This window comes from Clostridium gallinarum, assembly GCF_014836325.1.
Classification (GTDB): Bacteria; Bacillota; Clostridia; order Clostridiales; family Clostridiaceae; genus Clostridium; species Clostridium gallinarum.
In genome coordinates this window covers 1-22119 of the sequence record NZ_JACSQZ010000044.1, presented here as the reverse complement: position 1 = coordinate 22119, position 22119 = coordinate 1, and the positions used below count along the sequence as shown (strand labels likewise).

Annotated in this window: 20 protein-coding genes; 1 reads left to right on the top strand and 19 read right to left on the bottom strand. The window is 26.9% G+C overall.

Features of this window, described 5'->3' with window-relative positions:
* Positions 1 to 8 precede the first annotated feature (8 nt).
* The 6 genes from H9660_RS11540 to aroE all read right to left on the bottom strand — a co-directional run bounded on the left by H9660_RS11540 (position 9) and on the right by aroE (position 4655).
* Positions 9 to 569, bottom strand: a complete 561-nt coding sequence (locus H9660_RS11540; RefSeq protein WP_191750532.1) for a class IV adenylate cyclase — start codon at positions 567 to 569, stop codon at positions 9 to 11.
* Between the two features lie 173 nt (positions 570 to 742).
* Complete coding sequence (locus H9660_RS11535; RefSeq protein WP_191750531.1) at positions 743 to 1576, bottom strand: prephenate dehydrogenase; 834 nt, start codon at positions 1574 to 1576, stop codon at positions 743 to 745.
* A gap of 113 nt (positions 1577 to 1689) precedes the next feature.
* Positions 1690 to 2703 (bottom strand): 3-deoxy-7-phosphoheptulonate synthase, encoded by a 1014-nt coding sequence (gene aroF / locus H9660_RS11530; protein WP_191750530.1) that lies wholly within the window; start codon positions 2701 to 2703, stop codon positions 1690 to 1692.
* Between the two features lie 174 nt (positions 2704 to 2877).
* Entirely contained in the window at positions 2878 to 3312 is a 435-nt protein-coding gene (gene aroQ, locus H9660_RS11525) for a type II 3-dehydroquinate dehydratase (RefSeq protein ID WP_191750529.1), read from the bottom strand.
* A gap of 11 nt (positions 3313 to 3323) precedes the next feature.
* Entirely contained in the window at positions 3324 to 3830 is a 507-nt protein-coding gene (locus tag H9660_RS11520; RefSeq protein WP_191750528.1) for a shikimate kinase, read from the bottom strand.
* 15 nt (positions 3831 to 3845) lie between these two features.
* On the bottom strand, positions 3846 to 4655 hold the full coding sequence (gene aroE / locus H9660_RS11515) for a shikimate dehydrogenase (RefSeq protein WP_191750527.1): 810 nt from the start codon (positions 4653 to 4655) through the stop codon (positions 3846 to 3848).
* Positions 4656 to 4810: 155 nt separating this feature from the next.
* Here aroE and H9660_RS11510 point away from each other — a divergent pair, with 155 nt between their 5' ends.
* On the top strand, positions 4811 to 5455 hold the full coding sequence (locus H9660_RS11510) for a pentapeptide repeat-containing protein (protein WP_191750526.1): 645 nt from the start codon (positions 4811 to 4813) through the stop codon (positions 5453 to 5455).
* Between the two features lie 61 nt (positions 5456 to 5516).
* Here H9660_RS11510 and H9660_RS11505 read toward each other — a convergent pair whose 3' ends face one another.
* The 13 genes from H9660_RS11505 to H9660_RS11445 all read right to left on the bottom strand — a co-directional run.
* Positions 5517 to 5933 carry a GNAT family N-acetyltransferase gene (locus tag H9660_RS11505; RefSeq protein ID WP_191750525.1) on the bottom strand — a complete coding sequence of 139 codons (417 nt, stop codon included), beginning with the start codon at positions 5931 to 5933 and terminating at the stop codon, positions 5517 to 5519.
* A gap of 394 nt (positions 5934 to 6327) precedes the next feature.
* Positions 6328 to 7446 (bottom strand): prephenate dehydratase, encoded by a 1119-nt coding sequence (gene pheA, locus H9660_RS11500; protein WP_191750524.1) that lies wholly within the window; start codon positions 7444 to 7446, stop codon positions 6328 to 6330.
* Positions 7446 to 8528 (bottom strand): chorismate synthase, encoded by a 1083-nt coding sequence (gene aroC, locus H9660_RS11495; RefSeq protein ID WP_191750523.1) that lies wholly within the window; start codon positions 8526 to 8528, stop codon positions 7446 to 7448. Before aroC ends, pheA begins: the two co-directional genes overlap by 1 nt.
* Entirely contained in the window at positions 8506 to 9798 is a 1293-nt protein-coding gene (gene aroA, locus H9660_RS11490; RefSeq protein ID WP_191750522.1) for a 3-phosphoshikimate 1-carboxyvinyltransferase, read from the bottom strand. The genes aroC and aroA overlap by 23 nt, the downstream gene beginning before the upstream one ends.
* 216 nt (positions 9799 to 10014) lie before the next feature.
* On the bottom strand, positions 10015 to 11055 hold the full coding sequence (gene aroB / locus H9660_RS11485; protein ID WP_191750521.1) for a 3-dehydroquinate synthase: 1041 nt from the start codon (positions 11053 to 11055) through the stop codon (positions 10015 to 10017).
* Between the two features lie 120 nt (positions 11056 to 11175).
* A complete protein-coding gene (aroF, locus tag H9660_RS11480; protein ID WP_191750520.1) occupies positions 11176 to 12189 on the bottom strand; it encodes a 3-deoxy-7-phosphoheptulonate synthase in 1014 nt (337 codons plus the stop codon).
* Positions 12190 to 12826: 637 nt separating this feature from the next.
* Positions 12827 to 14254, bottom strand: coding sequence for a cardiolipin synthase (cls, locus tag H9660_RS11475; protein WP_191750519.1), 1428 nt, complete (start codon positions 14252 to 14254; stop codon positions 12827 to 12829).
* A gap of 277 nt (positions 14255 to 14531) precedes the next feature.
* Positions 14532 to 16547, bottom strand: a complete 2016-nt coding sequence (locus H9660_RS11470) for a beta-galactosidase (RefSeq protein ID WP_191750518.1) — start codon at positions 16545 to 16547, stop codon at positions 14532 to 14534.
* Positions 16548 to 16564: 17 nt separating this feature from the next.
* Positions 16565 to 17371: a carbohydrate ABC transporter permease gene (locus H9660_RS11465; protein WP_191750517.1), complete on the bottom strand. Its 807-nt coding sequence runs from the start codon at positions 17369 to 17371 to the stop codon at positions 16565 to 16567.
* Positions 17364 to 18257 carry a carbohydrate ABC transporter permease gene (locus tag H9660_RS11460; RefSeq protein ID WP_191750516.1) on the bottom strand — a complete coding sequence of 298 codons (894 nt, stop codon included), beginning with the start codon at positions 18255 to 18257 and terminating at the stop codon, positions 17364 to 17366. The genes H9660_RS11465 and H9660_RS11460 overlap by 8 nt, the downstream gene beginning before the upstream one ends.
* A 191-nt stretch (positions 18258 to 18448) precedes the next feature.
* Positions 18449 to 19747: an ABC transporter substrate-binding protein gene (locus tag H9660_RS11455; RefSeq protein ID WP_207729466.1), complete on the bottom strand. Its 1299-nt coding sequence runs from the start codon at positions 19745 to 19747 to the stop codon at positions 18449 to 18451.
* A gap of 245 nt (positions 19748 to 19992) precedes the next feature.
* A complete protein-coding gene (locus H9660_RS11450) occupies positions 19993 to 21732 on the bottom strand; it encodes a sensor histidine kinase (protein ID WP_191750515.1) in 1740 nt (579 codons plus the stop codon).
* Positions 21716 to 22119 (bottom strand): helix-turn-helix domain-containing protein (locus H9660_RS11445; RefSeq protein WP_191750514.1); only part of this gene is annotated, 404 nt, incomplete at its 5' end. The genes H9660_RS11445 and H9660_RS11450, both read right to left, overlap by 17 nt.

Here is a 22119-nt window from a genome sequence, read left to right as displayed (position 1 = left end):
CATTAAATTTACAATCCTTTTCCATCTCCATTTGCTAATCCTCTTTCTTCAAGCAATTCATAAATTGTTTTTGAAGTTGTATCTTTTAAAGTATATCCTAATAAATCTAATATTTCTTCTAATCTTTCTTCTGAAACAGTTTCAATTTCTAAATATGGAAAAGGACAAAAACTTTTATCATTAATATCTATTTCAATTAAAGAGTCCTTTAATTTATAACTTTCTCTATATTTCTTTATAGATTGCTTAAGAGATAATCCTAAGGATAAGAAAATTTTCTCTGCAGCTTCTTTATCCTCTACTACAGTTTCATTTTCTTCCATTACTTTAAAAGTTCCTTGACTTAACATTTTTTTAGTTGTCATATACACTACTTCTTTATTATTAAGTCTATCATCTGTAATTCTAATTCTTGCATATCCCTTTGAATTTAATAATCTATTATCTTCAAAATCATATATATTATTAATTTGATATTCTTCCTTTACCTTTTCAGCTCCTAACTCCTGCATTTTTCTTCTAATATCATCAACATCAATATCCACTACTCTAGTTTCTAATTCCTTCATTAATAATACTCCTTTGTATAAAAATGTGACCATTTTTATAATTAAAAATTAAGAATTAAGAATGTAGAATTAAGGAAAAAAATCCTTCAGATTTTAAAAAAAGTGCTTCGCACAAATATATTCTAAGTTTTGCTGCGCAAAACATCCTTAATTTTACATTCTACATTATACATTTATAACTTTTCTCTTCTTTTACTAGATTTTATAAATAATTCTTTTAAATACTCTTCATCATCTTCAAGTAAAGACTTTTTTAAATTATTTATTTCTATTAAAAAGTTATCTAAAGATTCAAGTAAATTATTTTTATTACTAAAAAATAACTCACTCCATAATTCTTCATTAATATTTGCTATTCTAGTTAAATCTCTATAACTATCTCCAATAAAGCTTCCAGTATCTCTACCTTCTTCATCACTATTAACTAATGCTACTGCAATAGCATGAGGCAATTGACTAGTAAAAGCTATCATTTTATCATGATAATTAGGACTAATCCTTTTTATTCTCTTAAATCCCATTTCATAAATTATTTTTTCTAAAAGCTTTATATTTTCCTCTTTATTTCTATCAGTTACAGTTATTAAATAGTTAGCACCCTTAAATACCTCTTTAGAAGCATAATCTATCCCTCTTTTTTCTCTACCAGCCATAGGGTGACCAAAAATAAAATCCACTTTACTTGGTAATATATTTAAAATATCATCAATAAAATGCCCCTTTATTCCAGTAGCATCTGTTATTATAGATCCTTCCTTAAATAAATTTTTATTTTCCTCTATAAAGTTCTTTACTAATCTAGGGTAAAGAGAAATAATAATCAAATCAGATTCTTTTATAATCTCTTTCCCTCCTACATATCCTTTTTTAATTATTCTTAAATCTTCAGATTTTCTTAAAGTTTCTAAATTATTATCTATTCCATAGATTTCCTCATAACCTGCTGCTTTAAGTGCCATTGCATAACTCCCACCAATAACACCAAGCCCTACTATTAAAATTTTCATAAAACCCCCAAATTAAATGTAAAATTAATAATGTAAAATGTAAAATTAATGTTGAAATTCAGCCTAAGCTGAATTTCCTCCATAATTTTTCATTCTTCATTTTTCATTATTAATTAAACTATCTTTCCTTCCATTTTAGCTAGTATTTTTACTTTATCCATAATCTTTTTAAATGATTCTGGTTTTACTGATTGTTGTCCATCGCTTAATGCACATTGTGGATTATTATGAACTTCTATCATAAGTCCATCTGCTCCCGCGCTTACTGCTGCTTTTGCTAAAGGTTCTACAAGGTACCAGTATCCTGCTGCATGGCTTGGATCTACTATTACTGGTAAATGTGATTTTTTCTTTACTACTGGTATTGCACTTAAGTCTAAAGTATTTCTTGTGTAAGTTTCAAATGTTCTTATTCCTCTTTCACAAAGAATTACATTTTCATTTCCAGCAGCCATTATATATTCAGCTGACATAAGCCATTCTTCTATTGTTGCTGATAAACCTCTCTTTAATAAAATAGGCTTATTAGTTTTACCTAATTGTTTTAATAAATCAAAGTTTTGCATATTTCTTGCACCAACTTGAATTACATCAACATCTCTTTCAAAAACATCTATATAATCAGTTGACATTATTTCTGTTACTATTGGTAGTCCTGTTGCTTCTCTTGCCTTCTTTAAAAGTTCTAACCCTTCTAATTCTAGACCTTGGAAGCTATATGGAGATGTTCTAGGCTTAAAAGCTCCTCCCCTTAAAAAGGTTGCTCCTGACTCCTTAACACTTTTAGCTATATCTATTATTTGTTCTTCACTTTCAACTGAACAAGGTCCAGCCATAACAGCTAAATTATTTCCTCCAATTAAACTACCTCTTACATCTATAATAGTGTCTTCTGGCTTAAACAATCTATTTGCTTTCTTATAAGGCTCTTCCACCTTAAGAATTTTATCTACCCCAGAAAATCTTAAAAGCTTATTTGAATCAATAGCTCTAGTTTCACCAACTACACCTATTATACAAAAAGTTTCACCCTGAGATAAATGAACACCTAATCCCTTACTCTCTAATTCCCCCTTAACCTTCAATACTTCACTTTCCGAACACTTCGAATTCATTACAATTATCATTTTTCTATCCCTCCATACTACTTTTTGAATTAATAATTAATAATGAAAAATTATTGATATAACTCAGCTATGCTGAGTTATGAAACTTATAAATTGCTAAACAACTTAATTTTTCATTCTTTTACTTTTCTAAACTCCAAAGGAGTTTATTCATTAATTCTTAATTCTTCATTCTTAATTTTTCATTTCTACTATTGCTTCCATCGCCATAACATATCCAAATTCTTTAAATCCACAAATTTGACCTATGCAAGCTGGTGCAATGACTGATTTATGCCTAAACTCTTCTCTTGCGTGTATATTAGATAAATGAACTTCCACAGTATTAATATTAACAGCTTTTATAGCATCAAAAATAGCATAGCTATAATGAGTATAAGCCCCTGGATTAATAATTATTCCATCATATTTCTCATAATAAGCTTTATGGATTTCATTAATTATTTCTCCTTCAATATTACTTTGATATAATTCAATATCTATATTTCTTTTCTGTCCCTCTTTTTTAATATAGTCACAAATATCTTGAAAATCTCTAGTTCCATATATGCCTTTTTCTCTTATTCCAACCATATTTAAGTTAGGCCCATTTATAACTAGTATCTTCATAATTACCCCCTTTATTTATCACTTTCTATTATATCTATAACTTTACTTATTGTATTTTCTATATCTTTATCATTAGTTATTTTGTATTGGCAATAATCATTATATAAATTATATCTTTCTGTATATAGATTGTAAAGTTTTGTCTTTCCATCTTTTAATAATGGTCTTGTATCTGTATTAACATCTTTTACAATATTTTCTATAGGTCTATCTATAAAAATAATAATCCCTTTATTCTTAAAACAATTTATATTTTCTTTTCTTTTTATAACTCCTCCACCACTAGAAATTATTATTTTTTCCTTTACATTACTTAATTCTATGCAAGCTCTACTTTCATAATCTCTAAAAAATTCTTCACTTTTATTAAATAATTCTTTAACTGTACTCTTAGATATTCTTTCTATATAATCATCCATATCACAAAAATTATAATTAATCTTCTTAGCTACTTCTTTACCTATAGTTGTCTTTCCTGAGCCTGGCATCCCTATTAATAAAATTATATTTTTTTTCATATTTTTCTCCCAAGGCTAAATAAATTTTTCTTTTACTATATTATAAATATCTATAATTATTTCGTCTTTTATAGATATTTCCTGCCAAATTTCTTGTGCCTTAACAGCTTGACCTACTAACATATATAATCCACCAACTACATTTTTATTTAATTCTTTTCCTAATCTTAAAAACTTAGTTTCCATTGGATTATAAATTAAATCTACTAGTGAATTAAACTTATCTATAATTTCTTTAGATACTGGTAAATTTTCTATATTAGGATACATACCAACTGGTGTACTATTAATTAATATATCGCCTTCTAACTCATTTAACTCTTCATAACTAATTATTTTTACATTTTCAAAGCTAATATCTTCTTTTTTAGGATTTCTACTAACTATATAAACTTTTTTAGCGCCATTATCTAATAAATAATGTAATACAGCTCTTGTAGCTCCTCCATTCCCTAATATAACTGCAATTTTATCTTGAATTTCTATACCACTTACCTTAAGCATATATCCAAATCCAAAATAATCTGTATTATATCCATAAAGCTTATCTTCCTTTAAGTAAATAGTATTAATTGCCCCTATTCTTTCTGCTTCTTCAGATATAACATCAATATATTGCATTATATCTTTTTTATAAGGTATAGTTACATTACAACCTTTTACCTTTAATAACTTTAAAGCTTCTGAAAAACTATAAAGCTTTTCTTTTTCTACTTCAAATAATTTATATGCCCCACTCTTATTTATTGATTTTAAAATTTCACCATGAATTTCAGGTGATAAACTATGAGTAAGCTTCTCACCTAATAGTCCATAAAACTCCATCTTATCTTGCCCCCTCGCTAAAAACATAATATTAATTATATCATAGTTATTAAATAAATATCCTTTTATCTAAGCTATAAACATATGACATTTCATATTTTCTGTGGTAATATTAGTTAATAACTAAAAATATTTTATCTACCATGGAGGTATTAATGACTAAATCTCAAAATAATAGAGTGAATTTTAAATATGAAAATATAGAAAAAAAAGACAAGAATTTTATGTATCAAAATCTTGAAAGAAGTAATTGCTATAATTGTAACTTTTCTGGATCTAATTTTGATTATGTTAACTTTAGAGGAGCACATTTTAAGTCATCTAGCTTTTTAAAATGTAGTTTTAAATTTTCCGAATTTATCGGTAGTAATTTCAAAAAGAGTAACTTTAAAAGTGCTAGCTTTGAAAATGCTATCTTCGATTCTGTAAGATTAGACAATGTAGATTTTAAAGATGCCAAATTTAAAAATACTATATTTGTTTCAACAGATATTAGTAAAGTTAGAAATTTAAATATTAATAATCCTGAAATAAGAATTTACGATACAATGCCAGAAATTAATATAAGTGAAGAACTTAAAGATGCAGCTTTAAAAGCATTAGAAAATAAATTTGTAAAAGCTTCAAGAGTTTTAGATACTAGAGATGGAGATATAAATTCATTAAGTCTTATGATTTTACTTGAAAATTTTGATGAAGAAACTCTAATTAAAGGTTTAAATACTATCAGTACTGATTTAGATAGGGATTTCTACACTTTAAGCTATTTAATAAAATTCATTAAAAATATATCATTATAATACATATAAATAAAGGTATCAAAAAATTAATTTTAATAGTTAATTTTTTGATACCTTCTTTTTACTGAATATAGTATTTTTTCTCATACCTACTATCTAAATTTAAATTAAATCCTTGTCTCTTATAAAAAATTACTTCTTCTTCTAAATAATTATTATTTAATATAACTAATGAAGCTATACTATAATTCTTAGCAACCTTTTCTGCTTCAATCATAAGCTGATGACCAACACCTAATCCCCTATAGTTTTCATCTACTACTAACTCTTTTATAATTAAGCCTTTTTTGAAGTTTTTACCTTTTAAAATTTCATATTTTATATATCCTACAATATCATCATTCAACTGAGCAACTAAAATTTTATGTTCCTTATCATCATTTTGATAATTAATCAAAGAAAAACTTCCTTCACTATTCAGCTTAAATATTCCTTCTAAATCATCTTTCATCATACCTCTTACATCAAAACCTACCATATAAATGTCCCCCTTATTAGTAAACCTTAACCCAAAACTTATTATCAATTTGATACAAAAATTTATCAAAATAATAATTTACCGAAAATTCTGAATATTTATCTTAAACTTATTATACACTTATACGTTTACATTTTCCACTACTTTTTTTATATTTTTATAAAAAAGATATTTAATATTAATCAATTAGGATTTAATGAAGACACTTGGAAATTTCGCTATTGGATAATATATTTTAAATTAGAAGTGGATAACTCTACGTTACCCACTTCTATATCTTTTATTATTAGTAGTTAAATAAAAAATGATGCTTTTCACAAATTTAATTTAAGTTTTGCTGCACAAAACCACCTTAATTATGTATTATGCATTATCAATTATTCATTGTAATTTATTATCTTCTTTTATAGTTTCCTATAATCTTAAAGTATCCACTATTTTTTTCTATAAGTTCTAGTGCATTTTTCACTAAATTATCTTTTAAATTACCTTCAAAATCAACATAAAGTAAATACTTCCATGATTCATGCTTATTAGGTCTTGATTCTATTTTTATCATATTTATATTATTTTCCGCAAAATTTCTTAAAAGTTTATATAGTGTTCCTACCTTATCCTCTAAAGAAAATACTACACTTACTTTATTAGATTCATCATCATATTTTAATTCTTTACCTATAATTATGAATTTAGTATGATTATCCTTTTTATCATTAATAGCTTCTCTTAAAATATTTAACCCATAAATTTCTGCTGCTCTTTTACTTCCAATAGCAGCCTTTTTTAAATCCTTTAATTCGGATACTAACTTTGCACTTATAGCTGTATTATGATATGGAATAAGCTTAACATTTTCATATTTACTTAAGAAACTTTTACTTTGAGCAAAGCCTTGAGGATGAGAATATATTTCTTCAATATTATTTATATTACTTCCTTGTAGTCCCATAAGGTGTTGATCTATTTTTATACATTCTTCACCTATTATATAAAAATTATATTTTACCAAAAGATCATATACTTCAGTAATAGCTCCAGTATATGAGTTTTCTATCGGCAATATAGCATATTCTATTTCATTATTTTCTAAAGCCTTAAAAACATCATTAAACTCTTCATAGTTTTTAGTATTTATAGCATTATTAAAATATTTTATTAAAGCTTCTTCACTAAAGGAACCTTCTACACCTTGATATCCTATTTTAGTTTCTTCCTTTAAATTTTCTTTTAAAATATTATTATCTTCATTAATTAAATTAGCTTGAAGAGATCTACTAAGCTCCATAATTTTTTCAAAAAAGCTTCTAGTAACGTCACTATAATCTTTATTTTGAAGAAGATTTATATTTTTTTCTATTACTTCCTCTTCTCTTTTGCCATTAAATATTGGAAGATTTCTTTCTTTTTTATACTCTCCAACCTTAATTGCAACATTCATTCTTTTTTCAAATAAAGATATTAATTCCTTATCTATAGAATCTATTTCTTTTCTATAGTCTTCTAAATTTCCCATTAGTATCTCCCCTTTATTAAATCTAGTATTCCTATTGCAGTAACAGCCTCTACTACTGGTAATGCTCTTTGTACTATACAAGGGTCATGTCTTCCTTCTATTCTAAATTTAGCATCTTTTTTTTCTTTAATATCTATAGTATTTTGTTCCTTTAATATAGATGCAGTTGGTTTAACAGCAACCTTAAACAATATTGGCATTCCATTAGATATGCCTCCAAGTACTCCACCATTATTATTAGTTTTTGTTTTTACTAAATCACCATCATAATAATACTCATCATTAGCTTCTGAACCATAAAGCTTAGTTATATCAAAGCCTTTTCCAAATTCAATCCCCTTAATTGCAGGAATAGAAAACATAAGATGAGCTAATGTAGATTCAACTGAATCAAAAAATGGATTTCCAACTCCAGAGTCTATCCCTATAACTGCACATTCAATAGTTCCCCCTACTGAATCTCCATTATATTTTGCTTGCATAATTGTATGCCTTATCTTATCTTCTAAGGACTTATTTATTAAAGGTAATTCCATTTTTCTTAAGCCTTCTAATTCTTCCTTAGATATGTTTACTTCATTAAAATCTTCATCATTTATATCCTTTATAGATGAAATATGTGCGCCTATAAAGATTCCTTTATTCTCTAATATTTGCTTACAAATAGCACCTGCAAATACTAAAGGTGCAGTAATTCTACCTGAGAAATGTCCTCCACCTCTATAGTCATTAAAACCATTATATCTTTCATATCCAGTATAATCAGCATGACCTGGTCTCATAAAATCCTTAGTTTTTGAATAATCCTTAGACCTAGTATCACTATTCCTAATTATTGCACAAAAAGGAGTTCCTGTAGTTTTACCTTCAAAAAATCCACTTAGAATTTCTGGTAAATCCGCTTCTTTTCTAGCAGTTGATAATTCATTTTTTCCTGGTGCTCTTCTTTCCATTTCTAGTTGCACCTTTTCCATATCTATCTCAAATCCTGAAGGTAGTCCATCTATATTTATTCCTATAGCATTTCCATGAGATTCTCCAAATATAGATATTTTTATATTACTCCCCCATACTCCACTCATTTACAATCCCTCCTAGTTTCTTGTAATCTTCAAAAAATTTAGGATAAGATTTAGCTACACAATCATAATCCTTAATACTTATAGGCTTTTTACACCTAGTTGCTGCTATTGCTAAAGTCATGGCTATTCTATGATCCTTCCAGCTCCAAACTTCTATTCCGCCTTCTAGCTCATTAACACCATCTATTACTAGCCCCTCTTCTTTTTCTTCTATCTTAGCACCAAGTTTATTAAGCTCAGTTGCTACGGCCTTTAATCTATCACATTCTTTTATTCTAAGCCTACCCGCATTAATAATTTCAGTTCTTCCCTTTGCTAGTGCTGCCACTAAAGAAATTACAGGAATTATATCTGGGCATTGAGAAGCATCTATTAATGTAGATACTAATTCCTTAGGTGCTTCACAGCTTAGTTTATTTCCATAATTAAATCTAACACCCATTCTCTCTAAAATATCTATAGCTTCCTTATCTCCTTGAAGTGAATCTTCCCTTAAATCAACAATTTCAACTTCTGAACCTAAAGCGTTAGCAGAAAGATAAAATGCCCCTTGAGAGTAATCTCCTTCTACTCTATAATTTCTAGAAATATAATTTTGATTTCCCTTAATTATAAATTCCTTATAATCTTTATTTTCTATTACAATTCCAAAATCCTTCATACAAGATAAAGTTAAATCTATATAGCCCTTAGACTCAAGCTCAGTAGTAATTATTATTTTAGAATCTCCCTCTAATAAAGGTAATGTAAATAAAAGTCCTGTTATAAATTGCGAGCTTATATTTCCTGGTAATGTATAATCTCCATTACTTAAAGAACCCTTAACTAATAAGTTTAACTTCCCATCTAAATTACTATATTTAATACCTTGTTCCTTAAAAATATCATAATAAGTATCTAAAGGTCTTTTTCCTAAATTACCTCTTCCAATAAACTTTGTCATTCCTGAAAATAATAAAGCTATAGGTACTAAAAATCTTAAAGTAGATCCAGACTCATTACAATCAATTACCCTAACAGTATCCTTATTGCTTTCATTATGAAAAGCTCCTTTAATAGTCAATTTATCATTATCCTTTTCAATAATTGCTCCTAAAGAAATCATGCCATCAATAGTTGCATTAATATCATCTGAATAATCTATATTTTCAACAACAGAAATACCACGTCCAAGAGCTGCACAAATTATAGCTCTATGAGCCATGCTCTTAGATGGAGGAACTTTCACTACTCCCCTTAACTTATTATTTTTAACTTCTATGTTCTTCATAAAAAACCCCCTTATCTAAATTAAGAATTAAGAATGTAAAATGTAGAATTATTGATGTAATTTGTTCCAAATTACTAAATTTAAAGTTATTTTAAAATTTCACTTATTTTAATATAATTTTATAATTAATCAATTTTATAATTACCATTAAAAAAAGTCTTTTTAAAACTCCCTAAGGAGTTTTTTCATCAATTCTACATTCTTAATTTTTCATTTTTAATTGGGCAAAGCCCTTGCGACTATTTTGCTTTTTCCTATTTTACTAATGAATATTAGGTTTAGTTTTTTCCCTAAATTCTTTTTATCTAAAGAAATTGCTTCGCTTATTTCACTTAAGTCTACATCTAATTTATATGGTAGATTATATTTTATTAATATATCCTTTATTTTTTCAGATGTTCCCGCTTCGGTTTCTCCTAATGCTTCACTTATTTTAGTTATTTCATACATTCCTATAGCAACTGCTTCTCCATGAGTATATTTACTATAATTGTAATATTGCTCTATTGCATGACCTATTGTGTGTCCAAAATTTAAAAGCATTCTTTCTCCAGTGTCTCTCTCATCTTTTTCCACAACTTCTTTTTTAATTGTGCAACAATTGTGCACAATATATTCAATATTGTTCATAACTTCTTCTTTATTTTTATAATTTAAAAGATTGTAAAAGAATTCTTCATCTTTAATGCACCCATATTTAATAACTTCAGCCATTCCATCATTAAATACTCTTTCATCTAAAGAGTCTAAAACATTCGGATCTATAATAACTTTTTTAGGCTGATAAAAACTACCAACTAAATTTTTTCCCTTATCTAAATCAACTCCAACTTTTCCACCAACACTACTATCTACTTGAGCTAAAAGTGATGTTGGACATTGTATAAAAGGAATTCCCCTTAAGTAAGTAGATGCAACAAATCCACCTAAATCTCCAATTACTCCTCCACCTAAAGTTAATAATAAATCACTTCTAGTTACTTTAAAATTTAAAAGTTCATCATAAACCTTTGGTAAAGTAAAAAAGGATTTAGTTTCCTCTCCAGCTTCTAAAACCAATTTCCTAACTTCATATCCTAAAGATTCTAAATTTCTAACAACACTATCTCCATAAAATCTATCAACATTTTTATCTGTTAAAACAAAAATCTTATTACCTTTAAATACTTCTTTTACCTCACTAGCTATATTGTTAAGTATTCCCTTTTCTATAATTATATCATAACTATTAGACTCCAAATCCACAGTTAACTTCATTAAAAAACACCTCTTTTAAATGTAAAATTTAAAATTAAGAGTTAAGAATTATAGAAGAAATTCAGCTAAAGCTGAATTTCAACAATAATTTTACATTTTTCATTCTTAACTCTTCATTTATTATAACTCTCTTCCAACTGCTCCTGCAATTGCTCTTAATTCTTGAATTAGGGTTTCGTAATGATCTGGTCTTATTGATTGTGGCCCATCGCAAAGTGCTTTTTCTGGGTTGTTATGAACTTCTATTATAAGCCCATCTGCTCCTACTGCTATAGCTGCCTTTGCAAGTGGAGATATCATAAATCTCTTTCCTGTTGCATGGCTTGGATCTACTATAACAGGTAAATGGCTTAACTTTTTAACTGCTGGTATAGCACTTAAATCTAATGTATTTCTTGTGTATGTTTCAAAAGTTCTTATTCCTCTTTCACAAAGAATTACATTTTCATTTCCTCCTGCCATTATATATTCTGCTGACATAAGCCATTCTTCTATTGTTGCAGATAAACCTCTTTTTAGTAGTATTGGCTTTCTAGTTCTACCTAATTCAGTTAATAAATCAAAGTTTTGCATATTTCTTGCTCCAACTTGAATAACATCAACATCTCTTTCAAAAACCTCAACATCATATGGAGACATAATTTCTGTAACTATTGGTAATCCTGTCTTTTCCCTTGCAATTTTTAAAAGTTCAAGTCCATCATGTTTTAAACCTTGGAAACTATAAGGTGAAGTTCTAGGTTTGAATGCACCACCTCTTAAGAAATTTGCCCCTAATTTCTTAACTTCTTCAGCTATAAACGTTAATTGCTCTTCACTTTCAACAGAACATGGTCCTGCAATCATAGAAATTTTATTTCCACCAATCTCTTGTCCATTAACATTTATAATTGAATTATCAGGATGGAATAATCTATTAGCCTTTTTAAAAGGCTCTTGAACATGCATAACCCTTTCAACTATATCATTTGCTTCAATCTTTAATGGATCAATTTTACTAGTATCACCTACAAGTCCTAATATAATTAAGTCAGATCCAATTACAGGATTTACTTTTACACCCTGATTTTCTAATTCCTCGCTTAATCTTTTTATTTCTTCCTCTTTAGTTTTTGGTTTTAAAATTATTATCATGAATAAAGCCCCCTTATTTATTGTTATATTAATAAAGTGTTAAAGTATCATATCAAGGTTCCGTCGCAAGCTCCAAGTAACCTTGCTACGATATTTTAACACTTACAAACTTAATGTTGAAAATTATAAAAATATTATTCACAAGGTAACATTTTTATAATTTCTAAAGAATTAAAAAAGAGAACTCCAAGGAGTCCTCTTATAATAATCACCATATATCTACAAAAAAATATATAAATTTATATTAAAAACTCACCTGAAAAGAATTATTCTTTTTGCAAAACAAATAGCCAGCGCTAAATAAAAAGCCCCAGAATATAAAATAAAAAAAGCTATTAAATTTTGCTAATATACTTGCAATTCTTTTCATAAAATTCTCCTATAATTTAAATTCTTTTTTTATAATTATACCAAATAAAACCATATTGTCAATATTTTTTGAATATTTAAAAACTTGTGCGAGATTGCAAAGCAATCTTTAAATGTAGAATTAAGAATGTAAAATTAAGGTTGTTTTGCATAGCAAAATTTAATTCATATTGGTGCAAAGCACCTTTTAATCAAAAATCCAAAGGATTTTTTTCCTTAATTCTTCATTCTTAATTTTTAATTTTTCATTTTAAAAATGTTCGCATTTTTATAAAATTGGTGCTATTAAACTAATAAGTGCTTCTTTTATTCTTATAATTCTTCCTCTATTTTGGTATTCTTCTAAAGTTACTAAGTTGCAGTTTTCTATATCTTTTTCAAATATTCTTTCTTGCTCTTTAGCAACTATTTCATCAAATATAATTGCATTTATTTCAAAATTAAGTTGAAAGCTTCTTATATCTAAATTTGCTGTACCTATACTTGAAACTTTTCCATCTGCAACTATGGTTTTTGAGTGAATAAAACCTTTCTGATATCTATATATTTTTACTCCACATTCTAAAAGTTCTCCCATATTAGCACTTAAAATCCATTCCATAAAGAAATGATCTGGTTTTCCTGGAACCATAATTCTAACATCTATTCCTGATAAAGCAGCAATTTTTATTGCTTCTTTCATAGGTTCATCTGGTACTAAATAAGGTGTTTGAATATAAACATTTTTCTTAGCATTATTAATAATTTTCATATATGCATGTTTAATATATTCTTCCTTATGGTCAGGTCCTGAAGATATTATTTGTATTCCAATATCTCCATATTCTTTTTCATTTATAAAATATTTACTATAATCTTTAAGTTCACCTTCTGATGCATAGTCCCAATCTAATATAAATCTTTTATTTAATTCATTAACAGCTTCTCCTTGAATCCTTACATGAGTATCTCTCCAAAAGTCAAATTGATCTCCTTTATTTACATACTCATCTCCTACATTGAATCCTCCAACATAGCCAACCTTACCATCTATAACAACTATTTTTCTGTGGTTTCTAAAATTTAAACGAATATTCAAGTAAGGTAAAATTCCTGGAAAAAACACATGAAATTTTATACCAAGGCTTCTTATATATTTTATTTGTTTTCCTCTTAAGCTTTTAGATCCCATTCCATCTACTAATAATCTAACTTCTACACCTTCATCTACTTTCTTTTTAAGTTCATCAATTATTTTTTTTCCTAAAGAATCTAATCTAAATATATAATATTCAATATGTATAAAGTTCTTAGCTGCTCTTATGTCTTTTATTAATCTCTCAAATTTATATTCACCACTTATAAAAGTTTCAATGCTATTTCCAGTAGTGTATACAGCTTTTGAATTATTATAATTCATCTTAATAAGCTCTATAAATTCCTCTGATATGTTTCCATTTCTCTCTTCTTCCTTAAATTTCTCTCTTAATTCCCTAGATTTTCTTTCATCACTACCCTTTTTTTCTTTAAATATTTTCTGTCTACTTAAATTTTGACCAAACAATAAATATAGTATAAATCCTATTCCAGGCAATATTAATAAAATTAATAACCATGCCCATGTTGTATTAGGTTCTTTACGTTCTATAAATATTAGTGACAAAGCTGATGTAATATTAATGGCATATGCTATCATTAATAAAACCGATGCTTCCATTTACTCCACCTCACTCTCTATTTTAAGAATCTCTCTATGTTAGATTATACTTTATTTTATCGATATTTAAAATAAATAGTCTATTTTTAATATCATCTTTATAGTAAAAAAGTGTTAAACCGTCGCAAGCTCCAAGTCACCTTTCTATGATATTTAACACTTCAAACTAAAGATTTGAAATTACAAGGTTTATTCAAAAGCTAATATTTTTATAAATAGTCTAAACAATAAAAAGAAAGTAGTGAAACTTTATATAATTTCGCTACTTTCTTGTAATTTATTTTTCTAAAATTAATATTTCATATGATTTTAATTTTATTTTACCACTATATTCTTTTCCTGTTATTAAATCTTTTAAAATATAATTTTCAAGATCAACTTCTTTTTCTTCATTTAAATAATTTTGAAGGAAGAAATATTTTTTATTATCATTTTCTCTAGTTGAAACTGATATTCCTTTTGGTAAATTTATATTTAAATTTCTCTCTATCTTTAATTCATTTATTAGCTCCTTAAAGAATTCCTCATTAAAGCTTTCTTCCATTCTAGAGCATATATAATAAGCTGTGCCTTTTCCAAAATTATTTTTAGTTAATGCAGGTCTTCCCTTATAGAAGTCCTCATTATACTCTGCTAAAACTTCTGCTTCTTTTACATGAACTAAATCGCATATTTCAGTACATTTATATGATTTATTATTTTTATATAATGTAACTTCATTATTTTCATATTCATATAAAGCATCAACTTCTTCACTTCTTAATCCAAATACATCCATAAGATTTCCTGGGAATCCACCAAGGTAACAAAGATCTGTATCATTTACTATACTTGAGAAGTATGTCATTACAAAATTGCCACCACTTTTTACATAGCTTCTAATCTTATCTTGAAAATTATCTCTAGTCATATAAAGTATTGGTGCAACAACTAATTTATATTTATCAAGATTAGACTCCATATCAACAAAATCAACATTTATTCCTTGTTGCCAGAAGACTTTGTAGTAATCCATAACTATATCAATATAATTTAATCCTATATTTCTTGGACCTTGTGAATCATTTAAAGCCCACATATTTTCCCAATCATATACTATTGCTACATCCGCTTTTACATTAGTATTAATTATTTCTTTAATAGATTCTAAAGTTTCTCCAACTTCTTTTACATCATTAAATACTCTATTATCTTCTTTTCCATAATGATCTACTACTGCTCCATGTAGCTTTTCGCTTGATCCTCTACTTTTTCTCCATTGGAAATATTGAACTGTGTTAGAACCATGAGCTATAGCTTGTAATGATGCTAGTTTATGCATACCTGGCTTTTTAAGCTTGCTAACCCTTTGCCAATTAGTCATACTAGGTGTACTTTCCATAAGCATAAATGGCTTTCCTTTTATACTTCTCATAATATCAAAATAAGCAGCTACTCTATATGCAACTTCTTTATTATCTTCACTATGCCACTCTGGATATGAGTCATAAGATACAACATCTACATAATCCTTAAACTTAAAATAATTTAATCCTTCATAATAATACATAAAATTAGTAGTTGCAGGTATACTTGGATTATACTTTTTAACTGTTTTTATTTCATGATTCATAAAATCTATAGTTCTATCAGTTACAAACCTCTTCCAATCTAAATTCAAAGCATGAACTTGATTTTCTCCTATAGGTGATGGACTTTCTATTTGATCCCAAGAAGTAAATGTATGGCTCCAGAATGTTGTCCACCATTTTTTATTTAAATTATCTAAAGTTTTATATTTTTCTTTAAGCCAATTTCTAAATTCATTTTGGCAAAGATCACAATGGCATTCTCCTCCAAATTCATTAGAAATATGCCACATAATAACTGCTGGGTTACTCGCATATCTTTCTGCTAACTTTCCATTTAAAATCGCTGTTTTTTCTCTATATACAGGTGAAGTATAACAATGATTATGTCTAAATCCATGAAGATTTCTAACTCTAGTTTCAGATACTCTTAAAACCTCTGGATACTTTTGTGATAACCATGCTGGTCTTGCTCCACTTGGAGTTGCAAGTATTGTACTTATTCCATTTTCATATAAGGTACTTATAACTTTATCAAGCCATTCAAAATTAAATACTCCCTCTTCTGGTTCAAGAGCTGCCCAAGAAAATATTCCAACGGACATAACATTGCAATGTGCCTTTTTCATAAGCTCAATATCTTTTTCAAATATTTCAGGATAATCAAGCCATTGTTCTGGATTATAGTCTGCTCCATGTAAAAATTCATTAAATATCTTTTCCATTAACCTCTCTCCTTTTACTATTTAACTGATCCAACAATACCTTCTACAAAGTTTTTCTGCATCAAGAAGAAAATTAATGCTGATGGTATTGTGGTAATTATTATTGATACCATTATCATACCATAATCTGGACTATAAGCCGTTGCTAAAGATGATATTAATAGAGGCAACGTTCTTTTATTTGGACTTTGTATTGATATTAATGGCCATAAAAATGAATTCCAATAATTCATAAATGTTATTATAGCTGCTGCTGCATAAGTTGATTTCATTGTTGGTATATAAATCTTGAAAAAGGATCCATACTCTCCTACCCCATCAACTCTTGCTGCTTCTAGTATTTCACGTGGAAATGCTTGTGTATTTTGTCTAAAGAAATAAATCAAAAATGCAGTAGATACACTAGGTAAAATCAATGCTGCACTAGTATCTAATAATCCCAGTCCACTAAAAAGTTTAAATAAAGGTATCATAATTGCTGCAAAAGGCATCATCATTGACAACATAACAAATCCCATTACCTTTTCACTTGTTTTTGTTTTAAATATTTCAAATCCATAACCTGCCATAGAGCAAATAACAAGAGTTAAAATAGTACCAAAAAAAGCTACTTTAAGTGATATCATTACCCCAGCCATTACATCAACATTATTAAATAAATTAGTTATGTTATTTATAAACTCTCCACCAAATGAAAGTTTCCCCTTTGTAATGTCTACTGAGGAATTAGTTGCACCAATAATCATCCATAAAAATGGAAAAATTGATAATGCTGATGCAGTAATTAAAAATATATATGAAAAAATTTTACTTCTCTTACTCATTTTTCTCACCTGCCACTTTACTTTGAATTATTGCTAAAACTGCTACCATAAATACTATTGCATAAGAAACTGTTGCTGCATATCCAAAGTTAGGAGTATAAACAAAGGATAAATTATATATATATTGAGATATAGTCATGGTTGCATTTCCAGGCCCACCAGCTGTTATGTTCATAGCTTCATCAAACAGTTGTAATGTACCATTTGTAGATGTTATTACTGTAAATAAAATTATTGGTTTTAACATCGGAACTGTTATTTTAAAGAATTGTCTTATTCCTGTAGCTCCATCAACTTTAGCTGCTTCATAAATACTAGTATCTATATTTTGCATTGCTGCTAAATAAAACATCATATTATATCCTGTCCATCTCCATGTTATAGCTATAATTATTACTATCTTTGCCCAAAATGGATCTAACAACCAAGCAATGGGCTGATCTATCACGTTTATAAACATTAAAAACTTATTTACAACTCCATCTACTGAAAATAAACTTTTAAATAATACTGAATAAGCTACTAAAGATGTTATACAAGGTAAAAATATTGCTGTTCTAAAAAATCCCTTAAACTTTATATATTTATTGTTTAATAAATTAGCAATAATTAATCCTAAAATAAGCATAACAGGAACTTGTATTACTAAATAAGTTAAAGTATTAAATACAGATTGTTTAAAAACTGGATCACTAAATAATCTAATATAATTATTTATACCATTAAACTGTGTAGATAAGCCTTTTCCAGATTGAAATGATAAAATAAGTGCCTTTACCATAGGATAAAAACTAAATAATACTATTAATAATGTTGGAAGTAATATAAACTTCCAAGTATTTATATTAATTTTTCTTTTCTTTTTAATAATTAAATTATTCTGCATAAAGTCCACCACCCTAAATCGTCTTTTTATAAATGGGAGCTGCCTAAGACAACTCCCATTTATAATTAAAAATTAAGAATTAATAATGTAAAATTAATGATGTAATTTGTGCCAAATTACTATTTATTTCTCAAAACTCCTTCAGGAGTTTTTCCCTAAATTCTTCATTTTACATTCTTCATTATTCATTCCTATTGTACTTGTTGTTCAAATAAACTTTGCATAGCTTCTAAAGACTTATCTATATCTCCACCATTTACTATGTTTGAGAACTCAGTTTTTAAAGCATCTTTTGCTTCTTGAGTATACATACCTATAGTTATTCCTGGTACTTCTTTAGACCATTCTGAGAATATTTGATAAACTTTTTGTCCACCAAAGAATTCTATTTCCTTAGAATATGCTTCACTTGTAAATGCTTTTGTATATGATCCAACTCCACCATTATTAGTTAAGAATTCAGTATAAAAATCACTATTTCCTCCAATAGTTTTTGCTAAGAAATCTATTGCTAAATCTTTATTTTTTGATGACTCTAATACCATCCAGCTAGAACCACCTTCATTTGAGGCATTCTTAGCACCATCTATATTACTTAATCTTGGAATAGGCGCAACTCTCCATTTACCTGATTGATCTTTTGAATCCATTATAGTTGGAATTTGCCATACTGCAGAAATTACTGTTGCAACATCACCATTATTAAAGCTACCAACAAATTCGCTCCATCCAGTTACTGGTTTTGCTATTCCAGAAGTAGATAATTCCTTAAATACTTTTAATGATTCTATTAAAGCTTCATTTCCAACAAAGTTAGCTTTATTATCTTTTGTTGTAAACCAAGAACCAGCTGAGTTTAAAATTATTGGAATTAATGTATCTTCATTTGGATTAACTGTAAGCATATCCTTTCCAGTTTTTTCTTTAACTACTTTACCAATTTCAATATATCTTTCCCAAGTTATATTCTCTAAGTCTTCTGCTTTAAATCCAGCTTCTTCTAAATAATCACTTCTATAAAACATTCCTGCTGATCCTATATCAAAAGGTATTGCATATTGTTTTCCGTCTATAGTAATCCCTTCAACTTTATACTGAGAAAAATCATCATAATTAATTTTTCCAGATAAATCTGCAAATGCTCCCTCATATGAATTAATATATTTAGCTATATTTATATCATTTGCCAAAATAAAATCTGGCAAACCACTTGTAACTCCCGATACTAAATTCGTATTAAGTTTTTGCTCTAAATCAGTTTTTGACATATCTACTATTTCTAAAGTAAAATCTGGATTATCCTTTTTATAAAGATCTTCCGCTATCTTTAAAGCTGCTCCATTAAAAGATTGGTCCCAACACCAAACTACTAATTTATTTCCTTCACCTTCAGTAGTATTATCTTCTACAGCTTTACTTCCACATCCCGCTAAAATTGTAGTTGTTACTGTAAGTGCCATAATTGTACTTAACAATTTTTTAATTTTCATATTAATACCTCCAAATTCTCTTTATGTATATATAATAACAGCTCTCCTATGTAAACGTTTAGTAAACATTATTGTTCTTTTGCTAATATTTTATAATTATATATTTTCTATTAGGAATTTTTCATATAATTGATACTTTTTCATGTATTGCTATTTGTTTTCTATACAATTTAAATAGGAGATAGTAAAATCTAACTATCTCCATTAACATATATCTTTAAAAAATATCATTTGATTTATAAATTCTATTTTTCTTTTTTATTTATAGGTATTTTGATAGATACAATAGTTCCATAATCTTTTTCACTAACTATCTTAACTCCATATTCTTCTCCATAAATAAGCTTTATTCTCTCATCTACATTTTTTATCCCTATACCACCTTTTAACTTTTTACTTTTAATCTTATTTATATCTGTTTCCTTCATTCCTATCCCATTATCAATTATTTCAATAACTATAAAATTAATATTTCTATTTATAAAAACATTAATTTCTCCACTATTTTTTCCTGTAAAAGCATGAAAGAAAGCATTTTCTATAAATGGCTGTATTATTAATTTAGGAATTAATATATTTTCACAATCTTCATTAACCTCAAAGGTAACATTAGTTGATGCTCCAAACCTTAATTTATTAATATAAATATATTGTTTTAAATTTTCAATTTCAGATTTTATTGTAGACATTTCTTCAGTGGTTCCTATAGTATTTCTTAAAATAGAAATTAATGCATCTATAGTTTTATCTACTTCATTTATTTTTTCACTTCTTGCTAAATACTTTATAGTACTTAAAGTATTATATAAAAAATGTGGATTTATTTGCATTTGCAAAGCATTTAATTCAGCTTTTCTTCTTTCTTCCTCTTCTGAAATTAAGTTCTTTACGTAATAATCTATCTCTTTTACCATATCATCATATGCATTTGTAAGAACTCTTATTTCATAAGTTTCATTCATATTATTTTTATTATATATTAAAGGCTCTAGAGTTCCTTTAGACATTAAATCTACTAATGATAATAAAGGTTTGGAAAACCTATATGATATTGTATATATACATATAAGCATCAATAATAGACTTACGCCAATTATGAAAATCATATAATATTTTAGATTATTTAAATTATTTGATACAGCATTATGATTTATATCAGCTACAAAATAAGCATCAAAAAATGGGATATAGTTAGATATTAATGTATGACTATATTGTCCTTTTCTTATTTGAATAGTTTTACCGTTTTCATTTAACTTACACTTTTCTAGTAAATCATAATCATAAGTAGTTATCTTATCTATTTCATTACTTGACATAACTTGTCCATCAGATGATATTAATATAAATGTCATACCATCATTTAAATACTTTTCATACATACTATAAATATATCTTTCATCAATTACTAAATACATATGACCATATAGTTTTGATTTATTATTTTTATCTATTAATGGCTTAATTGCTAAAAGAGAATTTTTATATTTTACCGACTTAATATTTGAAGTATCTGCTATCTTATATCCTATATTATTTTCACTTTCTATATCTAACTTATCAAAAACATCTTTAAGTTCTATATCCCAATGTAATGAGTTAGTTGAATAATACATAGAATTAGTTCCAACTGCAACAATATGTGAATTTGTAGATGTTAAGTATTCCTTATTAGATTCCATGTAGTTCCCTAAGGATACTACCATATTAAACTGTTTTACACTATCATCTATAGGTTCGCTTAAATACTCCCTAAATATTTCACTTTTACTTATTTTAGTTAAGGCTTGTATTATTTCGTAATTATAATTCACCAAATCTTTTTGAATAAACTCGTAATTTTTTCTAAAGTTTTTTATAGATTGATCAACAATTATTCTCTTAGATATATTCACTGTTAATAATGTAAGTATAAAACAAATTATAGATATATATATACTACTAATCCAAAGCAGTTTATTAAAAATACTATCTTTTCTTATCATTTATTTTTACCAACCTTCTATACTCTGTAGGGGTAAAAGATGTATATTTTTTAAATATTTTAGAGAAATAATTATGCTCTGAAAATCCAACCATTTCACTAATATCTGCTATTGGTATTTTAAAATCCTCTAAATATATTTTTGCTTTCTCAACCCTTATCTTACTTATATAAGAACTTAAATTTTCATTAGTTTCATTCTTAAAACAATAAGATAAATAATTATAATTTATGTTTAAATCCTTCGAAATTGTAGCAACTGATATTTCATTTCTATAATTTTTATCAACATAATCTTTAACTATTTTTATTATATATGTATTATTTTTTGAATTTAAACTATTTTGTGATAAATCATCTATATACTTAAAAGTATCTATTACAATAT

Excerpts from the sequence above, each read along its gene's own strand:
- aroE (WP_191750527.1), bottom strand. The coding sequence starts at position 4,655 with ATGGAGTTTTATGGACTATTAGGTGAGAAGCTTACTCATAGTTTATCA.
- H9660_RS11505 (WP_191750525.1), bottom strand. The coding sequence starts at position 5,933 with ATGGTAGGTTTTGATGTAAGAGGTATGATGAAAGATGATTTAGAAGGA.
- H9660_RS11535 (WP_191750531.1), bottom strand. The coding sequence starts at position 1,576 with ATGAAAATTTTAATAGTAGGGCTTGGTGTTATTGGTGGGAGTTATGCA.
- aroA (WP_191750522.1), bottom strand. The coding sequence starts at position 9,798 with ATGAAGAACATAGAAGTTAAAAATAATAAGTTAAGGGGAGTAGTGAAA.
- H9660_RS11510 (WP_191750526.1), top strand. The coding sequence starts at position 4,811 with ATGACTAAATCTCAAAATAATAGAGTGAATTTTAAATATGAAAATATA.
- H9660_RS11540 (WP_191750532.1), bottom strand. The coding sequence starts at position 569 with ATGAAGGAATTAGAAACTAGAGTAGTGGATATTGATGTTGATGATATT.
- aroQ (WP_191750529.1), bottom strand. The coding sequence starts at position 3,312 with ATGAAGATACTAGTTATAAATGGGCCTAACTTAAATATGGTTGGAATA.
- aroF (WP_191750520.1), bottom strand. The coding sequence starts at position 12,189 with ATGATAATAATTTTAAAACCAAAAACTAAAGAGGAAGAAATAAAAAGA.
- H9660_RS11460 (WP_191750516.1), bottom strand. The coding sequence starts at position 18,257 with ATGCAGAATAATTTAATTATTAAAAAGAAAAGAAAAATTAATATAAAT.
- H9660_RS11455 (WP_207729466.1), bottom strand. The coding sequence starts at position 19,747 with ATGAAAATTAAAAAATTGTTAAGTACAATTATGGCACTTACAGTAACA.
- aroB (WP_191750521.1), bottom strand. The coding sequence starts at position 11,055 with ATGAAGTTAACTGTGGATTTGGAGTCTAATAGTTATGATATAATTATA.
- aroF (WP_191750530.1), bottom strand. The coding sequence starts at position 2,703 with ATGATAATTGTAATGAATTCGAAGTGTTCGGAAAGTGAAGTATTGAAG.
- H9660_RS11520 (WP_191750528.1), bottom strand. The coding sequence starts at position 3,830 with ATGAAAAAAAATATAATTTTATTAATAGGGATGCCAGGCTCAGGAAAG.
- H9660_RS11470 (WP_191750518.1), bottom strand. The coding sequence starts at position 16,547 with ATGGAAAAGATATTTAATGAATTTTTACATGGAGCAGACTATAATCCA.
- H9660_RS11450 (WP_191750515.1), bottom strand. The coding sequence starts at position 21,732 with ATGATAAGAAAAGATAGTATTTTTAATAAACTGCTTTGGATTAGTAGT.
- pheA (WP_191750524.1), bottom strand. The coding sequence starts at position 7,446 with ATGGGAAATTTAGAAGACTATAGAAAAGAAATAGATTCTATAGATAAG.
- aroC (WP_191750523.1), bottom strand. The coding sequence starts at position 8,528 with ATGAGTGGAGTATGGGGGAGTAATATAAAAATATCTATATTTGGAGAA.
- H9660_RS11465 (WP_191750517.1), bottom strand. The coding sequence starts at position 17,371 with ATGAGTAAGAGAAGTAAAATTTTTTCATATATATTTTTAATTACTGCA.
- cls (WP_191750519.1), bottom strand. The coding sequence starts at position 14,254 with ATGGAAGCATCGGTTTTATTAATGATAGCATATGCCATTAATATTACA.